This window comes from Amycolatopsis magusensis, assembly GCF_017875555.1.
In the GTDB taxonomy this organism is placed as follows: domain Bacteria; phylum Actinomycetota; class Actinomycetes; order Mycobacteriales; family Pseudonocardiaceae; genus Amycolatopsis; species Amycolatopsis magusensis.
This window is the reverse complement of record NZ_JAGGMS010000001.1, coordinates 4067000-4086195: the sequence shown is the minus strand read 5'-3', so window position 1 is coordinate 4086195 and position 19196 is coordinate 4067000. Positions and strand designations below refer to the sequence as shown.

Genomic DNA, 19196 nt, shown 5'->3' with positions numbered 1-19196 from the left:
TTATGCCTGGGGTCAGCCACAAAGAAATCGAAGTCGACGGAATCTCCACGTTCTACCGCGAATGCGGACCGGCGGACGCACCGGTGGTCCTGCTGCCGCACGGTTATCCGTCCTCGTCCTTCCAGTACCGCGGCCTGCTGCCCGCGCTGGGCGATCGCTGGCGGTTGATCGCGCCCGACCAGCCGGGTTTCGGCTACAGCGCAACCCCCGACGACTTCGCGTACACCTTCGACGCACACGCGCACCACCTGCGGCGGTTCACCGAAGTGCTGGGATTGCCGCGCTATGTGGTCTACCTACAGGACTACGGCTCGCAGTTCGGCCTGCGCCTGGCGATGTCGGCGCCGGACCGGGTCGCCGGCCTGGTCATCCAGAACGGGGACATCTACCCCGACGAACACGGCCCGAAATACGCGCCGCTGAAACGCTACTGGGACAACCCGACACCGGAGGGCCGCGCGGAAATCGCTTCAGCCGTGAACGAATCCGGTTTCCGCGGCGAATTCCGCGGGGAACTACCGGAACACCTGGCGGACCAGGTCAGTCCCGACCTGTGGACGCACTCGTGGTCGCTGGTCGAACGAACCCCGTCGCGGCGGGACCACCTGCTCACGCTGCTCACCGACCAGGGTTCGACCGTGCCGTGGTTCGCGCGGCAGCAGGCCTACCTGCGCGAGTGGCGCCCGCCCACCCTGATCACCTGGGGCCCGCACGACGGCTACATGCCGGCCGCGGCCGCCGAGGCGTACCTGCGGGACCTGCCGGATGCCGAACTGCACCTGCTCGACGGCGGACATTGGCTGCTGGAAACACATCTGGCCGAGGTCGCCACCCTGATGCGGGACTTCCTGACCCGCGTCCACGCCGGGTAACGCCCCGCCCGCGACACAAATGTGGCTTTGGGGGCGGATTCGGCCCCCAAAGCCACATTTGTGTCATCGCCCCGGTAGCCGCTGGGGGCGCGGGGCCGGCGTGGCGGGTAGGGTCGGGGGTATGGGTGTCGCTGCTGATGAGCGCCGGGAACTGTGCGAGTTGTTCGAGCGGGTGGGCGCCGACGCCCCCACCCTGTGCGACGGCTGGCGCACCCGTGACCTGGCCGCGCACCTGGTCCTCCGCGAACACCGGCCCGACGCGGCGGCCGGGATCCTGGTGCCCGCCCTCGCGTCCCACACGGAATCCGTGCAGGGCCGCTACGCCGCCCAGCCGTGGGCGCAGCTGGTCGAGCGGGTGCGCAAGGGACCGGCGTGGTTCTGGCCCACCCGCCTGCCGCCGCTGAACGAATTGATCAACAGCGCCGAATTCCTCGTGCACCACGAAGACGTGCGCCGCGCGCAGGAGGGCTGGGAGCCCCGGCCCGCCGACACCAAGCGTGACGAGGCAGCCTGGCGCTCGATCAGGGCGATCGCCAAGCTCACCCTCCGCGGCTCAGCCGACGGAATCGTCCTCCGCACGCCCGCTCACGGCGAGGTGACGGCGAAGGCCGGACCCGATCCCGTCACCGTCCTCGGCGAACCGGTCGAGATCCTGCTGTTCGTCTTCGGCCGCGACGCCGTCCGCCTCGAGTTTGACGGGGACGCCGCCGCGGTCGAGCGGCTGAAGTCGCTCAGCCGCGGCCTTTGACTCATTCCGCCAGCGCCCGCGCGGCACGCAGGAAAGCCGCCCGATCGCCTTCGGGCAACCGCGCCAGCAACTCGTCCTCGTAGGCCTGGATCCGGTCCTGCGTGGCGCGCCGCCGCGCCCGGCCCTCGTCGGTGATCGCCAGCAGCCGCACCCGCCGGTCGGCCGGGTCCGGGTCACGGCTGATCAGGCCGTCGTCCTGCAGCTTGTCCAGGGTGCCGATGATCCGCGTCTTGTCGGCGCCGATCGCGCGCGCCAGCGCGGCCTGCGTGCGCACCGGCCCGTCGTCGAGGGCGCTGAGCACGACGTAGCCCCACATGCTCAGCCCGTGCTCGTCCAGTATCGGCGCCTCCGCCGCCATCAGCCTGCGCATGAGCCCGCCGAGCATCGCCGCGAGGTCCGGCCGCTTCCGCTCCGCCATGCGCTGACCATACCGAGCAGACCACCCTTGACGGATCATACGCAGGTATAGATGATATGCGCATGCCCATCAATGAACTGCGCATCTTCGACGCCCTCGCCACCCGCGTCAGCCTCGAGCTCCTCGCCGACCTGAAGCCCGCCGACCTGGCGAAGCCGACGCCCTGCGAGGCCTGGACCCTGCACGGCCTGCTCGCCCACATGACCACCCAGCACCTGGGGTTCGCCGCCGCCGCGGCCGGCGACGGCGACCCGGCCCACTGGAAACTGGTCCCCCTCGGCGACGATCCCGTGGCCACCTACCGGGAATCGGTGAACCAGGTGCTGAACGCCTTCGCCGCCAACGACCTCGCCGACCGCAAGTTCCCGCTGCCGGAGTTCTCCACCGAGGTCACCTTCACCGCGGAGCAGGCGCTCAGCTTCCACTTCGTCGACTACGTGGTGCACGCCTGGGACGTCGCCCGCACGCTCGACCTGCCGATCCGGTTCCAGAAGGAGGTTCTGGACCGCGCCCTGCGCGTCGCCGAGATCGTCCCGGATGGACGGTCCCGCCTCGAGCCGGGCGCGGCTTTCGGCCCGGTGGTCAAGGCCGATGGACTGTCCGGATTGGACCGGATCGTGGCACTGCTGGGCCGCTCCCCCGCTTGGCCGAACTGAGCGTGGTCTGCCTGCGGTCGGCCACCCAGCGCATGAGCACGAGCGCGGCCACCACGTAGGCGACGGTGATGACGAGCCCGGCCCAGCCGGGCAGGGGGAAGTAGCCCGCGGCCGGGGTGTAGTGCGCGAGGACCTGGGGGAACTCCCCGGCGGTTTGCTGGACGGCGAAGCCGGCCGCCGGGGTCAGGCGCAGGAGCCAGTCGGCGACGCCGTCCGGGAGCAGCGGGTGGACGGCCAGCACGTACGGCACCACGGTCAACGCGGAAGCCGCGAGCCACGAGCGCAGAGCCCGCGCCAGCACCGCGATGAGGGCGACGACCAAAGCCACCCCGACGACGACCCGCGCCGCGGTGAGCAGCGAGACCGGCAGGACGGTGCTGCCGGCGGCCCGCAGGACCAGCGTGCCGAGTGGAACGGTGGTCCCGACCGCCACCAGGGCGGTCGCCAACGTGGCTCCGAAGACCTCCGGAACACCGCCCCGGGAACGCGCTCCCAGCACGATCACGAAGACCAGCAGCACCGGCAGGCCCAGCAGGGTGTCCTCGATCGACGCCCCGCCGATCGTGCCGACCGGGCCGATGTCGCCGGAACCGGTGATGCGCAGCGTGCCACCCGCTTCGACGAGGCCGGGTGCGAGGTGGTCGCGTTCCCAGTCGGTGGTGCCCATTTCCCCGACCGTGGTGCTGGTCCAGGCCGTCTCCGGGGAACCGGTCACGGTGACGTGGTCGAACTCGGCGCCGGCCTGGGTGAACCGGACCTGCGTGCTTCCGCCCACCACGCTCAGGTCACCGGGCGAGGTGGCGAAGAGTCCTACTTGGACGACGGAAGGCAGGCCGTCGAGCCGCGCGGTGCCGACCGGCGTCCAGGTGATCCCGTCGGGTGACTCGTAGCCGGTCACCACCTCGCCGGACCGGGTCAGCCGCACCCAGTGCGTGCCGGAGGCACTGCCCGCGGTGTCGTGCACGTAGTCGTGCTGCATGCGCACGCCGTGGGCACCGGTGAACATGATCGCCGCGTACGAGGAACCCGGCGCCAGGCCGTCCTTGATGATCAGGCCCGCCTTCGCCCACGGCACCAGGCCCTCGACGATCTGGTCGTGGCCGGGAGGCGGGTAGGTGATGGTGCCGGTCATCGAGGCCAGCCGGGCGGTGATGCTGCCCTCGGTCCCCAGTGGACGGTGGCCGAAGGCGAACTGGTCGCTGACCGCCTCGCCGCGCGGGCCGACCGGGTCGGCCGGGCAGGCGACCTCGACGTTGTCCGCGCTGCAGGTCGCCCGGCCCGCGACCGCGGGGAGCAGGCCGAGCAGCACGGTGAGCAGGGCGGCGGCGATGAGGGCGATGATGCGCCCGCGGGTGAAGTAGGAAGGGATCTGCACCGGTCCGGTCTACGGAACCCGCCCTAACACCGGCCGAACCGCCGCTGTCACACCGTTGTTAGGTCCGGCCCGGCATGCTGGTGCGGTGTTTACGCGCAGGGTGACCGCATGAGGGTGCTGGTGGTCGAGGACGCCCGCGCGCTGGCCGATGTGGTCGCCGAGGGGCTGCGGGACCAGGGCATGGCCGTCGACCTCGCCTGCGACGGCCACACCGCGGCAGCCAAGCTCGACCTCAACCCCTACGAGGTGGTGGTGCTGGACCGCGACCTGCCCGGCATCCACGGCGACGCGCTCTGCCAGATGATCACCGAGCGCGAAGAGCGCCCCATGGTGCTGATGCTGACCGCGGCGGACTCCCCCGGCGATCGCGTCAGCGGGCTCACCCTCGGCGCCGACGACTACCTCGCCAAGCCGTTCCACTTCCCCGAGCTGGTCCTGCGGATCCGGGCGCTGGCCCGACGACGGCCCGACGCCAGGGCCAGGACGCTGCGTGCGGCGGGCATCGAGCTCGACCCGGTGCGGCGCACGGCCACCCGCGACGGCCGGCGGCTCGACCTCTCGGTCAAGGAGTTCGCCCTGCTCGAAGCCCTGCTCCAGGCGGGGCCGGCGGTGCTCAGCACCGAGGACCTGCTGGAACGCGTCTGGGACGAGCACGCCAATCCGTTCACCAACACCGTCACCGTGACCATCGGGCGCCTGCGCCGGAAACTCGGCGACCCGCCGGTCATCACCACCCTGCCCGGCGCCGGTTACCGGCTCACCGGTGTTCCTTGAGGTCGGCCGCCTTGACGCCGGTGAGCAGCAGGACCACGGCCAGCAGCACGATGCCCGCGCTGATCTGCAGGCCGAGTGAGAGGCTGCCGGTGGCCGACTGGATGAAGCCGAGCAGCGACGGCGAAGCAGCCGCGGCGAAGGAACCCATCGAGGTCACCACCGCGATACCCGTGGCCGCCGCGCGATCGGTCAGGTAGATCGACGGGATCGAGTAGAACACCGTCAGCCCGGAGTAGTGGGCCGCGGCCATGATCGCCAGCAGCAGGATCACCACCACCACGTTGCCGCCGGAGACCGACAGCGCCAGCATCGCGAAGGCCGCCACGATCCAGCTGGTCGCGGCGTGCCAGCGGCGTTCCAGCGTCCGGTCGGAGTGCCGCCCGACCACCAGCATCACCACGATGCCCAGCAGCGGCGGGATCGCCGAGAACAGCCCGAGGTCCAGCACGTCGCCGACCCCGGCGTCGGCGATGATCCGCGGTGTCCAGTACGACACCGCGTTCGCCAGCGTGTAGGCCCCGCAGGCACACAGGCCGAGGATCCAGACCTTGGTGTCGCGCAGGGCCAGCAGCAGTCCGCCGTGTGCCTCGCCCGAGTCCGTGGCGTCGCCCTTGCCGCGCCGGTCGGCTTCCAGGTCGGCACGCACGGCGGCCTTCTGCGCCGGCGTCAGCCACTTCGCCTGCTCCGGCTCGTCGGCGAGGAAGAAGACCACCAGCACGGCCAGCAGGATCGGCGGCACGCCCTCGATCAGGAACAGCCACTGCCAGTCGGCCAGCCCGCCCACGCCACCGAAGGTGTGCATGATCCAGCCGGACACCAGCGAGCCGAGCACCCCCGAGACCGGCACGCCGATGAAGAACACCGCGGTCATCCGGGTACGACGGGCCGAGGGGAACCAGCGTGAGAGCAGGTAGAGCGCGCCGGGGAAGAAGCCGGCCTCGGTCACGCCCAGCAGGAACCTCGCGAGGTAGAAGGTGAGTTCGTCCTGCACGAACATCGTCGCGATGGTCACCACGCCCCACGAGGCCATGATGCGGACCAGCGTCCTGCGGGCGCCGATCCGGGCGAGCAGGGCGTTGCTCGGCACCTCGAACAGGATGAAGCCGACGAAGAACAGGGTCACGCCGAGGCCGTAGACCGCGGGCCCGAAGCCGAGGTCGCGCTTGAGGCCCTGCTGGGCGATGCCGATGTTGGTGCGGTCGATGAAGCTGACCACGTAGCAGATCACCAGCAGCGGCATCACGCGCAGCGCGATGGTCCGGTAGGTGGTTCCGCGGTCGACACCGGCGGCGGCGTCCGTTCGCTCGGGGGCGGCAGGGGGTTCGGCCACGGTCCTCGACTCCTTCGTCCGGCACTGTCTGGCGGGCCCAGTCTTTGCCGGAAGTGTTGAGCTTGTCAACACCAGTCGTCCGCCCGCTACCATTCACCCATGAGTGAACGCGCGGACGGGCGAGACCTGGTGCCGATCTCCGCACTGCTGTCCTACCGGCTCTCGCGCACGTCGTCGGCGATGTCGCGCAGCGCGGCGCTGCGCTACAAGCGCGAGTTCGACGTCAGTCTCGGCGAATGGCGCGCGATCGCGCTCATCGCGGCCGATCCGACGCTGACCCTGAACCGGCTCGCACGCCGCGCCGGACTGGACAAAGCGCAGATGAGCCGGGTGGTCAGCCGCCTGACCGAGCGCGGGCTGGTCAACCGGACAGCGGGCTCGGGGCGCTCGTCGCAGCTCGCGCTGACCGAGGAGGGCACCCGCGTCTACCGCGGCCTGATCACCGCGGCCAACGAGCGCGACGCGGACTTCCTGGCCATCCTGTCCGGCGAAGAAGCCGCCATCCTGCACCGCGCGCTGGACAAGCTCGCCGAGCTCGCGCTGACCGTCGAGGAGCGTGAGCGCGCCCACGTGGCCGACGCCTAGTGTTGACTTTATCAACATAGGCGCGTAGTTCTGGAGCCACCGAAGAGGAGGTGGCCCGTTGCCCGGCCCGACGACCGACGCCGTCACGATCTGCGAGTGCTTCGCCCGTGACGGGCTCCAGCACGAACCGGTGCCCGTCCCGACCGCGACCAAGATCGAGCTGCTGAACTCCTTCTCGGACACCGGTTTCCGGCGGATCGAGGCGACCAGCTACAGCCATCCCCAGCGGGTGCCGGGCTTCTCGGACGCCTCGGCCGTGCTCGCGGGCATCGACCGGCGGCCGGGGGTCGCGTTCAAGGCGACCTGCCCGAACCCGCGGGCGGTGTCCCGTGCGCTCGAAGACCTCGAAACCGGGCACGGCGCGGAGGAACTCAGCCTGCTGGTCTCGGCCACTGAGAGCCACACCGAGCGCAACCTGCGCACCACCCGCGCGGGCCAGTGGGAGCGCGTGACCGAGATGGTCCGGCTCGCCGGCGGCTGGTTCCGCCTGGTCGGCGTGGTTTCGGTGGCCTTCGGCTGTCCGTTCGAGGGCGCGGTCGACCCCGGCCGGGTCGCCGAGGACGTGGCGCGCTTCGTCGACCTCGGCGCGGCCATGGTCAGCCTCGGCGACACCACCGGCGTGGCGACCCCGGGCGCGGTCCGCTCGATGTTCACCCGGCTCGACCACGCGCACCCCGGTTTCCCGGTGGTCGCGCACTTCCACAACACCCGGGGCACCGGCATCGCCAACGCCGTCGCCGCGCTGGACGCCGGGTGCCGCCACTTCGACACCGCGTTCGGTGGCGTCGGCGGGCACCCGTCGACCATCAGCTACGGCGCCGGGCTGACCGGCAACGTCTGCACCGAAGACCTGGTCAGCCTGTTCGACGCGATGGGCGTGGACACCGGGCTCGACCTCGACCGGCTGGCCGCCGCCTCGGCCGCCTGCGAGCGGGCGCTGGGCCGTCCGCTGTACAGCATGGTGGCCCGCGCCGGCTTCACCCCGACCCCGCAGGAGATCTCGTGACCGTGCTGCAGACCGAGGACCACGGCCAGGTCCGCGTCCTCACGCTGAACCGGCCGGACAAGCTCAACGCGCTGAACACCGAGCTGACCCGCGCGCTCGACGACGCGCTCGCCACCGCCGAGCGCGAGGTCCGCGCGGTGGTCCTGACCGGCAACGGCCGTGGCTTCTGCGCGGGCGCCGACCTCGGCGAGTTCTCCTCGCTGACCCCGGCCCACGCCGACGCCGTGCTCGAACGCGCCGAACTCACCGCGCGCCTGCAAACACGGATGCAGCGCCTGTCGGTGCCCGTGGTCGCCGCGGTGCGCGGGGCGGCCGTCGGCGGTGGCGCCGGGCTGGCGATCGGCGCGGACATGACCGTGGCGGGCACCGACCTCAAGTTCGGCTATCCCGAGCTGAAGCATTCGATCGTGCCCGCGCTGGTGATGACCGGGCTGGTGCGGCACCTGGGCCGCAAGCTCGCCTTCGAACTGGTCAGCACCGGCCGTCTGCTCACCGCGGCCGAAGCCGCCGGACACGGGCTGGTCAACCGGGTCGTCGAACCGGACGAGGTGGTCCCGGCGGCACTGGAGATCGCCCAGTGCTGGGCCGAGGTCGAGCCGCGGGCGCTCGCTGCGGCGAAGGACCTGTTCTACCGGGTGGCGGACCTGCCGACCGACGCCGCGATGCGTGCCGGGCAGGACGTCAACGCGCTGATGCGGGGGTTCCGCCAGTGACCGGCCCGCTCACCGGCATCACCGTGCTGGACTTCTCGCGCGTGCTCGCCGCCCCGCTGGCGACCCAGATCCTGGCCGAACTCGGGGCCACCGTGATCAAGGTCGAGCGACCGGGCGCGGGTGACGAGACCCGCGGCTTCGAACCGCGGCTGCCCCACGGGGAAAGCGCGTACTTCTTCGCGTTCAACCGGGGAAAGCGCTCGGTGACGCTGGATCTCAAGGACCCGCGCGGGCAGGAGGTGGCCCGGCGGCTGGCCGCCCGCGCCGACGTGGTCGTGGAGAACTTCCTGCCCGGTGCACTGGACCGGCTCGGCCTCGGGTACGAACGACTGGCCGAGGACAACCCCGGGCTGGTCTACGTGTCGGCGACCGGCTTCGGGCAGACCGGGCCGGACCGCGCGCGCAAGGGGTACGACACGGTGTTCCAGGCGCTGTCCGGGGTGATGGCGATGACCGGCGAGCCCGGCGGGCCGCCGTCGAAGACCGGCATCCCGGTGGCGGACATGACTTCCGGGCTCTGGGTGGCCATCGCCGTGCTCACCGGACTCGCCGGTCGACGCGGCTGCCACCTCGACGTGTCCATGATGGACGTTCAGCTCAGCCTGCACGCTTTGAACGCGGCCCGGTTGTTCGCGCTGGACGAGGATCCCCTTCGCACCGGGACCGAGCACCCGGGGCGTGTGCCGTCGGCGGCGTTCCAGGCCGGGGACGGCGAATGGCTGCACATCAGCGGCAGCGACCAGCACTGGGAGCCGCTGTGCGCGGTCCTCGGTCTCCCCGGACTGGCCGCCGATCCCTTGCTGCGCAACAACTCCGGCCGCGTCGAACACCGCGCGCGGGTGATGAAGGCGTTGCGCGGGGCGATCGCCCAGCACGACCGCGACGCACTGGTGAAGGAACTGCGTACGGCCGAGGTGCCGGCCGGTGCGGTGCGCTCGGTGCGCGAGGCGCTGGCCGATCCGCACGCCGTCGCCCGCGGGGTGGTCGGCGGGTTCGACCACCCGACCGAGGGTGCGTTCCCGGCGCTGCGCACCCCGTTGCGCGAGACTGCCGGGGAACCGCCGGACACCGGTGTGCCACCGCTGCTCGGCGCCGACACCGAAGACGTGCTGGCGGGCCTGGCCGGGCTCACCGCGGACGAGATCGAGGGCCTGCGGGCCGCGGGGGTGATCTGATGGGTGACCGTGTCCGGCTCGAGGTCACCGACGGCATCGCGCACGTCGAACTGACCCGGCCCGAGGCCCGCAACGCCGTCGACCTGCCGACGTGCGTGCAGTTGCGGGAGGCGTTCGAAGAGGTCGACGCCGACGAGGACGTCCGGGTGGTCCTGCTGAGCGCGCGCGGGCCGGTGTTCTGCGCGGGAGCCGACCTCAAGGAACGCACCGGCAAGGACGCGGCGTGGGTGCGACGGCGGCGCGTCGCGTCGTTCGCCGCCTACGCCGCGATCGAGCAGTGCCGCCGCCCGGTGGTCGCACTGGTGCAGGGCGCGGTGGTCGGCTCCGGCGGGGAGATCACGCTGGCCGCGGACTTCGCGATCGCGGCCGAGGGCACGGTCTTCCGCTTCCCCGAACCGCACTGGGGCACGGTCGGCGCGACCCAGCGGCTCCAGCGCGTGATCGGCAAGCGCAAGGCCAAGGAACTGCTGTTCACCAACCGCCCGCTCGACGCCGAAGACGCGCTGCGGCTGGGAATCGTCACGCAGGTCGTCGCACCGGACGCACTGGCCTCGGCAGGTGCCGGAACCGCGCGTGACATCGCGAAAGCACCACCACTGGCCATCGCGCTGACCAAACGCGCGGTGGACCTCGGCGCGGAAACCGACCTCGACCGCGGCATCCGGATCGAGATGTCCGCCATCGAGCAGTGCCTCGCCGACGGCGGCTGGCGCGACGGTGTCGCCCGGTTCGCCGCCGGGAACGGAGACGAGAAATGATCCCCCTGCGCACCGCCTGCCCGCTCACCACGCACGAAGCGCTGACCCGGGCCGCCCTGCTCGCGCCGGACGTCGAAGCCGTGGTCACCGCCGAGGAGCGGATCACCTACGGCGAACTCGCGGTGGCGGTGGAACGGATCCGCGGAGCACTCACGGCCGCCGGGATCGGCCGCGGCGACCGGGTCGGCCTGTGCCTGGGCAACAGCCCGGACTGGGTGGCGCTGTTCCTCGCGATCGGCTCGGTCGGCGCGGTCACCGTGCCGGTCAACACGCGCTTCACCGCCGACGAGGTGCACTACACGCTGACGCACGCCCGGGTCAGCACGCTGTTCACCGCCGATCGGGTGCTCAGTTCCGACTTCGCGGGCATGCTCGGGGAACTGGACCTGCCGGAGCTGCGGTCGATCGTCATGCTGGGCTCGGACGTGCCCGCGTACGCGACTCCCTGGGCCTCGTTCCTGGAGGCGGGCTCGGGCTGGTCCGCCGAACCCACCGCCGTCGCCGACGACCTCCTGCTCGTGCAGTACACCTCGGGCACGACCGCGCGGCCGAAGGGTGTGCTGCTCACGCATCGGAGCATGTGCGCGGACGCGTTCTTCTCCGGGATGCGCATGGGCTTGCGCCCCGGCGACCGGTTCCACTCGGCGCGGCCGTTCTTCCACGTCGCCGGGAGCACGCTGTCCGTCCTGGCTTCGGTGCAGCACGCCACCACGCTGGTCACCATGCCCAAGTTCGAACCCGCGGAAGCGTTGCGGCTGCTGGAAACCGAGCGCTGCACGCACTTCTCCGGCAACGACACGATCGCGCTGCTGCTGCTCAACCACCCCGATCGCCCGCGCCTGTGCTTGCGCGGCGCCTGGGTGGCCGCGTCGCCGACCGTGATCCGGCGGGTCATCGACGAACTCGGGGCCCGCGAATGCGTTGCCGGATATGGGCTTTCCGAGGCTTCGCCGAATGTGGCGCAGTCGGCGTGGTGGGAGCCGGAGGAGGTCCGCGCGTCCGGGGCGATGGCCGTCGAACCCGGGGTCGAGGTGCGCATCCGCGACTTCGACGACCGCCGCGACTGCGGTCCGGGCGAACCGGGGTCGATCCTGGTGCGCGGGTGGAACGTGATGCGCGGGTATCTCGACGACCCGGCGAAGACGGCCGAGACGATCGACGCCGACGGCTGGCTGTCCACCGGGGACATCGGCCTGCTGGACGAGTCGGGACGGCTGCACTTTTCCGGGCGTACCAAGGACATCATCCGCGTCGGCGGGGAGAACGTGGCACCGGCGGACATCGAGGACGTCCTGCACCGGCATCCGCTGGTGCGGCAGGCGGCGGTGGTCGGGGTGCCGGACGAGCGGCTGCTCGAGGTGCCGTTCGCGTTCGTGGTGCTGACCGAACCCCGGATCACCGAGGGCGAACTGCTCGACTGGGCGCGCTCGCGGATGGCCGGGTTCAAGGTGCCGCGGCACCTGCGGGTCGTCGACGGCTTCGAGGGCATCGGGATGACGGCGAGTTCGAAGGTGCAGAAGAACCGGCTCGCCGCACACGCGCGGAGCCTGCTCGCCGAGGTGACTTCGTGATCACCACCCCGGTCACCGAACTGCTCGGTGTCGACCTGCCGATCATCCAGGCGGGCATGTCGTGGGCGTCGTCCTGCTCGGCGCTTCCGCTCGCGGTCAGCAACGCCGGTGGTCTCGGCGTGGTCGCCGCGGGACCGATGCGCCTGCCCGACCTGGCGCGCACGCTCGACGAGGTGGCGGCGGGCACCGACCGGCCGTGGGCGGTGAACCTGCCGCTCTACCGGGCCGACGCGGAGGTGGTGATCGAGCTGCTGCTCGACCGCCGTCCGCCGGTGCTGATCGCGTCCCAGGGCGGGCCGCGGCGGTACCTCGACCGCTTCCACGCGGTGGGGACGCGGTGCCTGCACGTGGTCGCCGGGACCGAGCACGCGCGCAAGGCCGCCGACGCCGGGGTCGACGCGCTGGTGGTGGTCGGCGCGGAGGCCGGTGGGCACCCGCCGCCCGCGATGGTGACCACGCAGGTGCTGGTGCGGGCCGTGGTGCGCGCGGTCCCGGAGGTGCCGGTGATCGCCTCCGGCGGGGTCGCCGACGGCGCCGGGCTGGCCGCGATGCTCGCGCTCGGGGCGGGCGCCGCGCAGTTCGGCACGCGGTTCCTCGCCAGCCGGGAAGCTTCGGTGCACGACGAGTACAAGGCCGCCGTGCTCGGCGCGGGCATCGGCGACACGCGGACCGTGGGCCGGGGGCTCGGCGTCATCCGTGCCGTGGCGAACGACTTCACCGCCCGGATGCTGGACCTCGAGGACAGTGGCGCCGAAGAAGCCTTGCGGCGGAGGACTTTCGCGGCGTCCTCGCTGAAGGATGCCGCTCTGCACGGTGATGTCGCCGAAGGCAAGGTCGAGGCGGGGCAGTCGGCCGGGCTCATCGACAGCGTGCTGCCCGCGGCGGAGATCGTGGCCCGCATCGTCCGCGAGTACCGCGCGGCACGGGACAGCCTGCCACCGGCGAACGCCCCGAAGTAGAACACGTTCTTGCGCACGGCGCGGCGGTGGCGGAAGCTGGAGCGCATGGACCTCGCCGCGCTCGAAGAGATCAAGCGACTCAAGTACCGCTACCTCCGCTGCGTCGACACCAAGAACTGGGACGACCTGGCTGATGCCCTCACCGCCGACGCGGTCGCCGACTACGGCACACCCGCCTACGGCAAACCACTCAGCTTCAACGGCCGGGACGCCATCCTCGGCTTCCTGCGCGAAACCCTCGGCCCGGACATCATCACCACGCATTTCGCGTCACAGCCGGAAATCGACATCGACGGCGACCGGGCGAGCGGGACCTGGGCGTTCCAGGACATGGTGATCGCGACCACGCACCGGATGGTCGTCGCCGGTGCCGCCTTCTACGAAGACACCTACCTCCGCGGCGAGGACGGCCAGTGGCGGATCGCGCGCACGGGCTACCAGCGCACCTACGAGGCCATGCACTCCCTGGACGACCTGCCCAGCTTCCGCCTCACCGCCAACCGCTGGACCCCCACCCCCACCTAGAACCAGTTCCACCCACCCCACGTTCAGACACCCGAGTCCCACACTCCCGCACCCGAACCCCACACTCAGGCACCCGAGTCCCACACTCGCGCCGCCGAGTCCCACACTCGGGTAGCCGAGTCCCACACTCGCGCCGCCGAGCCCCACACTCGCGAGAGCCTGAGTCCCACGCTCCCGCACCTGAGTTCCACACTCGGGTAGCCGAGTTCCACGTTCAAGTAGCCGAACCCCGCCTTCAGGCAGTCGAGTTCTGCGTTCAGGCAGTCGAGTGCGACATTCGCGGCGACCGGGCTCGGGTCAGTACTGGTTGAGCTTGGCGTCGGCGCGCAGGGCGGCGTCGATCATGCGAGCCGGGATGTGGGTGCCCAGTTGGCTGCGCGCGAGTTGGCCCGCGGTCGGGACCTCGCCGCGGTCCGGCCACGAGGCGCTGTCCCACAGCTTCGAGCGCAGGAAAGCCTTGCTGCAGTGCGAGTACAACTCCTGCACCCGCACCTCCACGGCGAGCACCGGCACCACACCTTCGACCGCCATCCGCGGCAGGTACGGGGCCTCGGTCACCAGTTGCGCGGTGCCGTTTACGCGCAGTGTGTCGCCGATGCCCGGCACTAAAAACAGCATGCCGACCTGGGGCTGCTGCAGGATGTTGCACAGGTTGTCCAGTCGCCGGTTGCCCTTGCGGTCGGCGAAGGCGAGCGTGTGCTCGTCGAGCACCAGCACGCTCCCGGGCGGGTCGCCGCGCGGGGAGACGTCGCAACTGCCGTCGGCGGCCGAGGACGCCAGCAGGAAGAACGGGCTGGCCTCGATGAACCGCCGCGACTCCGGATCGATGTGGTCGATGTGCTTCTCGGCGATCACCCGGCTCGGCTCGCGGACCACCGCCCGCAGTTCGGCCTCGTCGCGCAGGACTCTGGTCACCGGCTCCCCCAATTTCGGTCAACAGGCGTTGCGCGAGCAACGCTAGCCGCGCCACCCCCATTGGCGCAACGGTTGTTGATTGAACTCCCGTAGCCGCCTACCGTCCATGCGTGCGCGAGAAAGAGCCGGGCCTGCGCGCCCGCCAAGCCGCCCGGACCAGGGAACGCATCCTCGCCGCCGCGAAGGAGCGCTTCGCCGAGGGCGGTTACGAAGGCACCACCGTGCGCGCGATCGCGGCGGCCGCCGGCGTGGACCCGGCCGCGATCATCCGCCACTTCAATTCGAAGGAGCAGCTCTTCTTCGAGGTGCTGGACCGTGACAGCGTGTGGCCGATCCTCAACGACACGCCAGACGATCAACTCGGCGAGCAGGTGATCCGGGTTTGGTTGCAGGACTGGGAAGGGCGCGACCGGGAGCCGCTGCTCGCGCTGCTGCGCGCCGCCTGCAGCGGCGGCGAGATCGCCGAACGGGTGCGCCACGCCTTCGCGGATTCGGCGCTCGACTACCTGGAAACCCGCATCGCCCCGGACGAATTCCGCGAGGAACGGCTCGCGCTGGTCGCCATCGACATCGTGGGCCTGGTGATCAACCGCTACGTGCTGCTGCTGGAACCCTTGGCCTCGATGCCCGCGGAACGGGTGGTCGAACTGCTGGGCCCGCGGCTGCAGCAACACCTGCGTGGACCGCTTTGAACGTCCATTGTGCTGGGTCCGCGAGTGTGTAGTTCGGGTGTCCGAACGTGGGGTTCGACTGCGCGAGTGTGGAACTCGGCTGCCTGAGTGTTGAACTCAGCTTCCTGAACGCGGGGTTCGCCAGGTGAACGTGGAAGTCGGCTGCCTCAGCGTGGAACTCGGGCGTCTGAACGTGGAACTCGGGCGCCTGAACGTGGGACTCGGGTACGCGAACGCGCGGGCGCATGGCTCGGGTACTCGAGTGCGGGACTCTGCCGCTGGTATGTGGGGCTCGGGTGCTTGAACGTGGGGCTCGGGTGTCCGGACGTGAGGTTCGGCTGCACGAACGTTGATCTCGGGTGCGTGAATGTGGAGCTCGGCTGCTTGAACGTGGAAGTCAGGCGCACGAACGTGGGGGCTCGAGCGCGCGAGCGTAGGACTCGGATGCCCGGGTGTGGAACTCGCGTGCCCGAACGTAGGACTCGTGCGCGAGTGTGGGGTTCGGGCGCGCCAACGTGAGGTTCGGGTGCGGGAGCGTGGGGTTCGGGGGGTTAGGCGACGCGGCGGAGGGGTGGGGGGTGGAGGGTGGTGGTGACTACGTGGAGGGGGGTGGGCATGGCGGCTATTTCGTGGGCGATCACGGCGGCGGCGGAGCGGAAGCCCGGGGTGGCCAGGATCTCGGCGCACTGCTGGGCGATGGTGGCCGGTTCGACGGAGTGGGGTGGCAGGCTCAGGCCGGCACCGGCGCGCACCACGGCTTCGGCGTTGTCGAACTGGTCGTCGAACACCGGGAGCACCAGCTGCGGCAGGCCGGTCTCCAGCGCCGTCAGCGACGTGCCCTGCCCGCCGTGGTGGATGATGACATCGCACACCGGGAGCACCTGGGACAGCGGCAGGCGCCCCACGTGCCGGACCGCGGGAGGCAGGGGCGGCCAGGTGGCGGCGATCCCGTCATCGATGGCGACCACGACCTCCGCGCCCAGGCCGCACAGGGCCCGCACGATGTCGACCGCGCCGTGCGCGACCTGGTTGGTGCCCGACCTGGGCACCACGGTCCCCAGGGTGAGGCAGATGCGCGGCCGCCGGCGTTGACGCATCACCCAGTCCGGGACACGCGCCTCGCCGTTGTACGAGAGCGTCCGGATGCTGTCGTGGCCCGCCGCGTAGGGGCGGCGCAGCGAAGGCGGCCACGGGTTGAGCCACCGCCCGGCTTCGGGTGGCGCGGGCAGGTCGCGCTTGGACAGCTCGGTCACCGCGCCCGTCCGGTACTCCGGCAGTTCCGCCATGCCCCAGTGGAGTTCGATCTGCGGCAGACCCGACTGCGCCGCCAGCAGTGGACCGGCGAATTCCGCCCGTTCACTGAGCACCAGGTCCGGTTTCCACGCCTTCGCGATCTCCGTCAACCCCGGCAGGTTCCGCGCCGCCATCCGCCCGAACACCCGGCCGTGCTCGGTCCGCTGCTCGGTGAGCCCGGCCACCGGGCGGTCGTCGGCGCTGACGTCGTCGAAGCGCTCCCCCGGGCCGGTCGTGACCGCGGGCAACCCCGAGCCCAGCACCGTCCGGACGAACTCCGCCGCGCAGGCGACGAGCACCTCGTGCCCGGCCGCGCGGGCCGCCCAGGCGAGCGGGACGAGCGGGAAGAAGTGCCCCGGCAACGCCACCGTGGTGACCAGGATGCGCACCGAACCGTCTCCTTCCGCCGGGGCAGGCTGTCGCTCACCACGGTGTCAGGCGCGGCCCGGCGAGGTCGTCTCCCGGCGTGCGCGGTCCTCAGTCGTGGTAGTCGACGCTCCAGCCGCTGGAGTCCCGGCCGGGGCAGGTGGCGGTGTTCTGGTACCCGGCTTGGGTCCACGGTCCGAAGTAGGCGAGGCCGTCGCAGATCACCACCGGCCGGAACGCGCGCTCACCGCAGTACACCCAGGCGGTGCCTCCGGCGTGCCAGCCGCCACAGTCCGGCGGGATACCGGTCGGCGGATCCGCGACGGCCGACGGTGAACCGGCCATCAGCAGGGCCGCGGCCGCGAGCGCGGACAGGAAGAAACGCTTCATCGGAACCTCCCAGGGGCGTGAACACGGTGCGGCAGCAGGATTCCAGCGCGGTGGCCGCGGCGGCAACGCATTCACCCGTCCCTGAAACGGCACGTGCCCCCGGGACGGGGGTCCCGGGGGCACGCACGTGAAGAGGTGATCAGGTCAGCGAGGCACCGTAGGCGTTGAGCGCCTCGACGACCGGCTGGAAGTAGGAGTTCCCGCCGCCCATGCCGGAGGTGATGCCGAGGCCGACGCTGCCGCCGAACAGGCAGCCGCCCGAGTCACCGGGGTTGACCGACGCGCTGGTCTGCACGGTCTGGTAGACCGGGCCCTCCTGGTAGTTCACCGTCACGTTGGTGGCCTCGACCACGCCGCAGGTCAGGCGGGTGGTGCTGCCGCTCTTGCAGATCTGCTGGCCGACGCGGGCGTTCGCGGCGGAGCTAATCCGCTGGGTGGAGCCGTTCCACAGGGTCACCGCGCCCGGGCCGCTGCCGGTGGTGTTGCGGATCAGGCCGTAGTCGTTGGTCGGGAAGCTGGCGCCCACCGACGGGCCGACGTTCCACTGCGACACCGCGCGGGTGCAGTGGCCGGCGTCGAGGATGTGCAGCTGGCCGCCGCGGTTGACGTTGAAGCCGGCCGAGCAGCGGGTGCCGCCGCCGGTGATGGCCTCACCGTTGTAGATGGCCTTGCTCATCACACCGGTGGTGCGCTCCACGCGCACCGCGTCACCGAGCGTGGCCGCCTTGGCGACCAGCGCGTCGGCGCCGACAGCCGCGTCGGACACGGTCAGGACGACCTGGTTGCCCTTCTCGTCGGTGCCGATGGTGGTGTGCGGGACGGCGGGCAGGGCTTCGAGCGCGGCCCGTGCGGAGTCCAGCTGCGACAGGGAGAACTTGACCACGTTGGGGGTGGCACCGGCGCGCTGCGCTTCGGCGGCACCGGCGGCGTCGAGCACGTTCACCACGGGCAGGCCCGCGGCGTCGAGGAAGCCGCCCGCGTGCCGGCCGGCCAGTGCCGACTCGGCGCGGTCGAGGGTCCGGGCGCTGGCGTCCTGCACGCGCAGCACCTGCCGGGCCGCGGCGTCGCTGACGCCCAGGCTCGAGGTGATCGAGGCGACCGCGGCGTCCTGCACCTCGGCCGAATAGCCTTCGACGGCGGCCGAGGCGGGGGCACCGCTGAACAGGGCGGTGGCACCTGCCAGCACGGCGATGGCGGCGGGGACGCGCCTGGTGTTCTTCTGGGACATGACCGGCAACTCACTTTCGGCAGGGAAGTGGGCTCGGGGAGACGCCGGTGACAACCGGCCTACGAAGAGTGACCCAGGACACCCCGCCGCGGCACCTACTTTCGTTTGTTCAGCGCCAAATTAGGTACTGGTTGGACAATCACTGAGTAATGCGCGCTGGTAAGTACGGACCAACGGTCCCGGCTGACGGCGGCCCCGCGCGCCCCGAATGTGGCTTTCGGGGCGGATGACGCCCCCAAAGCCACATTGGTGTCCTGGCCGGGCGGACAGGGTCAGCCGGTCACCAGTTTCAGGTGGGCTTCGAGCACGGAGAGTGCTTCTTCCGGCGGGTAGTTGCCGGTGACGGCCTGCATGCCGAGGCCTTCGACGAGGGCGAGCAACGCGGTCGCGGTCTGGTGGGGGTCTGCCCTGGTCACCTCGCGCAGAAGGCCGGCGAGGTGGTCTCGCAGGCCCTCGCTGGCCTCGCGCAGCTTCGCGGCGATGGGCTCGCTGTGCGTGGCCGCCGCCTGGAACGCGAGCGCGACCCGGCCCTCGGCCCGGCGCGTCTCGTCCAGCGGCAGTTGCTCGACCAGCAGCGCACGCACCAGTTCCAGCGCTCCCGGCGGGTGAGCCGCGATCCGGGCTTCGACCCGCTCGGACACCGCCTCCAGCGCGAACAGCAGCATCTCCTCCTTCGTCCGGAAGTAGTGCTGCACCATCCCGGTGGTCACCCCGGCCGCCGCCGCGACGTGCCGCAGGCTCACCGCTTCCACCCCGTCATCGGCGGCTACGCGCAGCAACGCGTCGGCGATCCGGACGCGGCGCTCGTGGTGGTCCACCCGCTTCGGCATGCCCCCATCCTTTCACATTGCGTCCGTAATGCATCCTC

At 71.3% G+C, this 19196-nt stretch carries 21 protein-coding genes; 13 read left to right on the top strand and 8 right to left on the bottom strand.

Annotation, left to right across the window (positions count from 1 at the left end; translation table 11 throughout):
• Nucleotides 1–2: 2 nt before the first annotated feature.
• Together JOM49_RS18280 and JOM49_RS18275 are read left to right on the top strand one after the other, a co-directional pair.
• Nucleotides 3–872, top strand: coding sequence for an alpha/beta fold hydrolase (locus JOM49_RS18280; protein WP_209665483.1), 870 nt, complete (start codon nt 3–5; stop codon nt 870–872).
• A 121-nt stretch (nt 873–993) separates the two neighbouring features.
• A complete protein-coding gene (locus tag JOM49_RS18275) occupies nt 994–1620 on the top strand; it encodes a TIGR03085 family metal-binding protein (RefSeq protein ID WP_209665482.1) in 627 nt (208 codons plus the stop codon).
• 1 nt (nt 1621) lies between these two features.
• On the opposite strand, the gene JOM49_RS18270 is transcribed toward JOM49_RS18275, so the two are convergent.
• Entirely contained in the window at nt 1622–2038 is a 417-nt protein-coding gene (locus tag JOM49_RS18270; RefSeq protein WP_209665481.1) for a MarR family winged helix-turn-helix transcriptional regulator, read from the bottom strand.
• Nucleotides 2039–2100: 62 nt separating this feature from the next.
• On the opposite strand from JOM49_RS18270, the gene JOM49_RS18265 reads away from it, so the two are divergent.
• The gene (locus JOM49_RS18265; protein WP_209665480.1) at nt 2101–2694 is read left to right on the top strand and encodes a TIGR03086 family metal-binding protein; all 594 of its coding nucleotides are present in this window, start codon (nt 2101–2103) and stop codon (nt 2692–2694) included.
• Here JOM49_RS18265 and JOM49_RS18260 read toward each other — a convergent pair.
• Nucleotides 2621–4069 carry a DUF1349 domain-containing protein gene (locus JOM49_RS18260; RefSeq protein ID WP_209665479.1) on the bottom strand — a complete coding sequence of 483 codons (1449 nt, stop codon included), beginning with the start codon at nt 4067–4069 and terminating at the stop codon, nt 2621–2623. The two genes, JOM49_RS18265 and JOM49_RS18260, sit on opposite strands and share 74 nt — an antisense overlap.
• 108 nt (nt 4070–4177) lie before the next feature.
• Here JOM49_RS18260 and JOM49_RS18255 point away from each other — a divergent pair, with 108 nt between their 5' ends.
• Nucleotides 4178–4843, top strand: a complete 666-nt coding sequence (locus JOM49_RS18255) for a response regulator transcription factor (protein ID WP_209665478.1) — start codon at nt 4178–4180, stop codon at nt 4841–4843.
• Here the strand turns inward: JOM49_RS18255 and JOM49_RS18250 are convergent.
• A complete protein-coding gene (locus JOM49_RS18250) occupies nt 4827–6173 on the bottom strand; it encodes an MFS transporter (protein WP_209665477.1) in 1347 nt (448 codons plus the stop codon). The two genes, JOM49_RS18255 and JOM49_RS18250, sit on opposite strands and share 17 nt — an antisense overlap.
• 99 nt (nt 6174–6272) lie before the next feature.
• Between JOM49_RS18250 and JOM49_RS18245 the strand changes: the two genes are divergently transcribed.
• Genes JOM49_RS18245 through JOM49_RS18210 form a run of 8 tightly spaced genes read left to right on the top strand, consistent with a single transcriptional unit; the run spans nt 6273 to nt 13465 of the window.
• Nucleotides 6273–6758, top strand: a complete 486-nt coding sequence (locus JOM49_RS18245) for a MarR family winged helix-turn-helix transcriptional regulator (protein ID WP_209665476.1) — start codon at nt 6273–6275, stop codon at nt 6756–6758.
• Between the two features lie 58 nt (nt 6759–6816).
• The gene (locus JOM49_RS18240; protein ID WP_209665475.1) at nt 6817–7764 is read left to right on the top strand and encodes a hydroxymethylglutaryl-CoA lyase; all 948 of its coding nucleotides are present in this window, start codon (nt 6817–6819) and stop codon (nt 7762–7764) included.
• Nucleotides 7761–8477: an enoyl-CoA hydratase/isomerase family protein gene (locus JOM49_RS18235; RefSeq protein ID WP_209665474.1), complete on the top strand. Its 717-nt coding sequence runs from the start codon at nt 7761–7763 to the stop codon at nt 8475–8477. The genes JOM49_RS18240 and JOM49_RS18235 overlap by 4 nt, the downstream gene beginning before the upstream one ends.
• A complete protein-coding gene (locus tag JOM49_RS18230; RefSeq protein WP_209665473.1) occupies nt 8474–9652 on the top strand; it encodes a CaiB/BaiF CoA transferase family protein in 1179 nt (392 codons plus the stop codon). The genes JOM49_RS18235 and JOM49_RS18230 overlap by 4 nt, the downstream gene beginning before the upstream one ends.
• Nucleotides 9652–10410, top strand: coding sequence for an enoyl-CoA hydratase/isomerase family protein (locus JOM49_RS18225; RefSeq protein WP_209665472.1), 759 nt, complete (start codon nt 9652–9654; stop codon nt 10408–10410). Before JOM49_RS18230 ends, JOM49_RS18225 begins: the two co-directional genes overlap by 1 nt.
• Nucleotides 10407–11981 (top strand): AMP-binding protein, encoded by a 1575-nt coding sequence (locus JOM49_RS18220; protein WP_209665471.1) that lies wholly within the window; start codon nt 10407–10409, stop codon nt 11979–11981. The genes JOM49_RS18225 and JOM49_RS18220 overlap by 4 nt, the downstream gene beginning before the upstream one ends.
• Nucleotides 11978–12940 carry an NAD(P)H-dependent flavin oxidoreductase gene (locus JOM49_RS18215; RefSeq protein WP_209665470.1) on the top strand — a complete coding sequence of 321 codons (963 nt, stop codon included), beginning with the start codon at nt 11978–11980 and terminating at the stop codon, nt 12938–12940. Before JOM49_RS18220 ends, JOM49_RS18215 begins: the two co-directional genes overlap by 4 nt.
• Before the next feature lie 45 nt (nt 12941–12985).
• On the top strand, nt 12986–13465 hold the full coding sequence (locus JOM49_RS18210; protein ID WP_209671302.1) for a nuclear transport factor 2 family protein: 480 nt from the start codon (nt 12986–12988) through the stop codon (nt 13463–13465).
• 297 nt (nt 13466–13762) lie between these two features.
• Here the strand turns inward: JOM49_RS18210 and JOM49_RS18205 are convergent, their stop codons facing one another.
• Entirely contained in the window at nt 13763–14380 is a 618-nt protein-coding gene (locus JOM49_RS18205; RefSeq protein WP_209665469.1) for a pyridoxamine 5'-phosphate oxidase family protein, read from the bottom strand.
• Nucleotides 14381–14490: 110 nt separating this feature from the next.
• On the opposite strand from JOM49_RS18205, the gene JOM49_RS18200 reads away from it, so the two are divergent.
• Complete coding sequence (locus JOM49_RS18200) at nt 14491–15072, top strand: TetR/AcrR family transcriptional regulator (protein WP_209665468.1); 582 nt, start codon at nt 14491–14493, stop codon at nt 15070–15072.
• Between the two features lie 530 nt (nt 15073–15602).
• On the opposite strand, the gene JOM49_RS18195 is transcribed toward JOM49_RS18200, so the two are convergent.
• From JOM49_RS18195 to JOM49_RS18180, 4 genes are all read right to left on the bottom strand, one after another.
• A complete protein-coding gene (locus tag JOM49_RS18195; protein WP_209665467.1) occupies nt 15603–16733 on the bottom strand; it encodes a nucleotide disphospho-sugar-binding domain-containing protein in 1131 nt (376 codons plus the stop codon).
• 88 nt (nt 16734–16821) lie between these two features.
• Nucleotides 16822–17100 (bottom strand): hypothetical protein, encoded by a 279-nt coding sequence (locus tag JOM49_RS18190; RefSeq protein ID WP_209665466.1) that lies wholly within the window; start codon nt 17098–17100, stop codon nt 16822–16824.
• Nucleotides 17101–17239: 139 nt separating this feature from the next.
• A complete protein-coding gene (locus tag JOM49_RS18185; protein ID WP_209665465.1) occupies nt 17240–18328 on the bottom strand; it encodes a S1 family peptidase in 1089 nt (362 codons plus the stop codon).
• Between the two features lie 272 nt (nt 18329–18600).
• The gene (locus JOM49_RS18180; protein WP_209665464.1) at nt 18601–19158 is read right to left on the bottom strand and encodes a TetR/AcrR family transcriptional regulator; all 558 of its coding nucleotides are present in this window, start codon (nt 19156–19158) and stop codon (nt 18601–18603) included.
• Nucleotides 19159–19196: the final 38 nt, after the last annotated feature.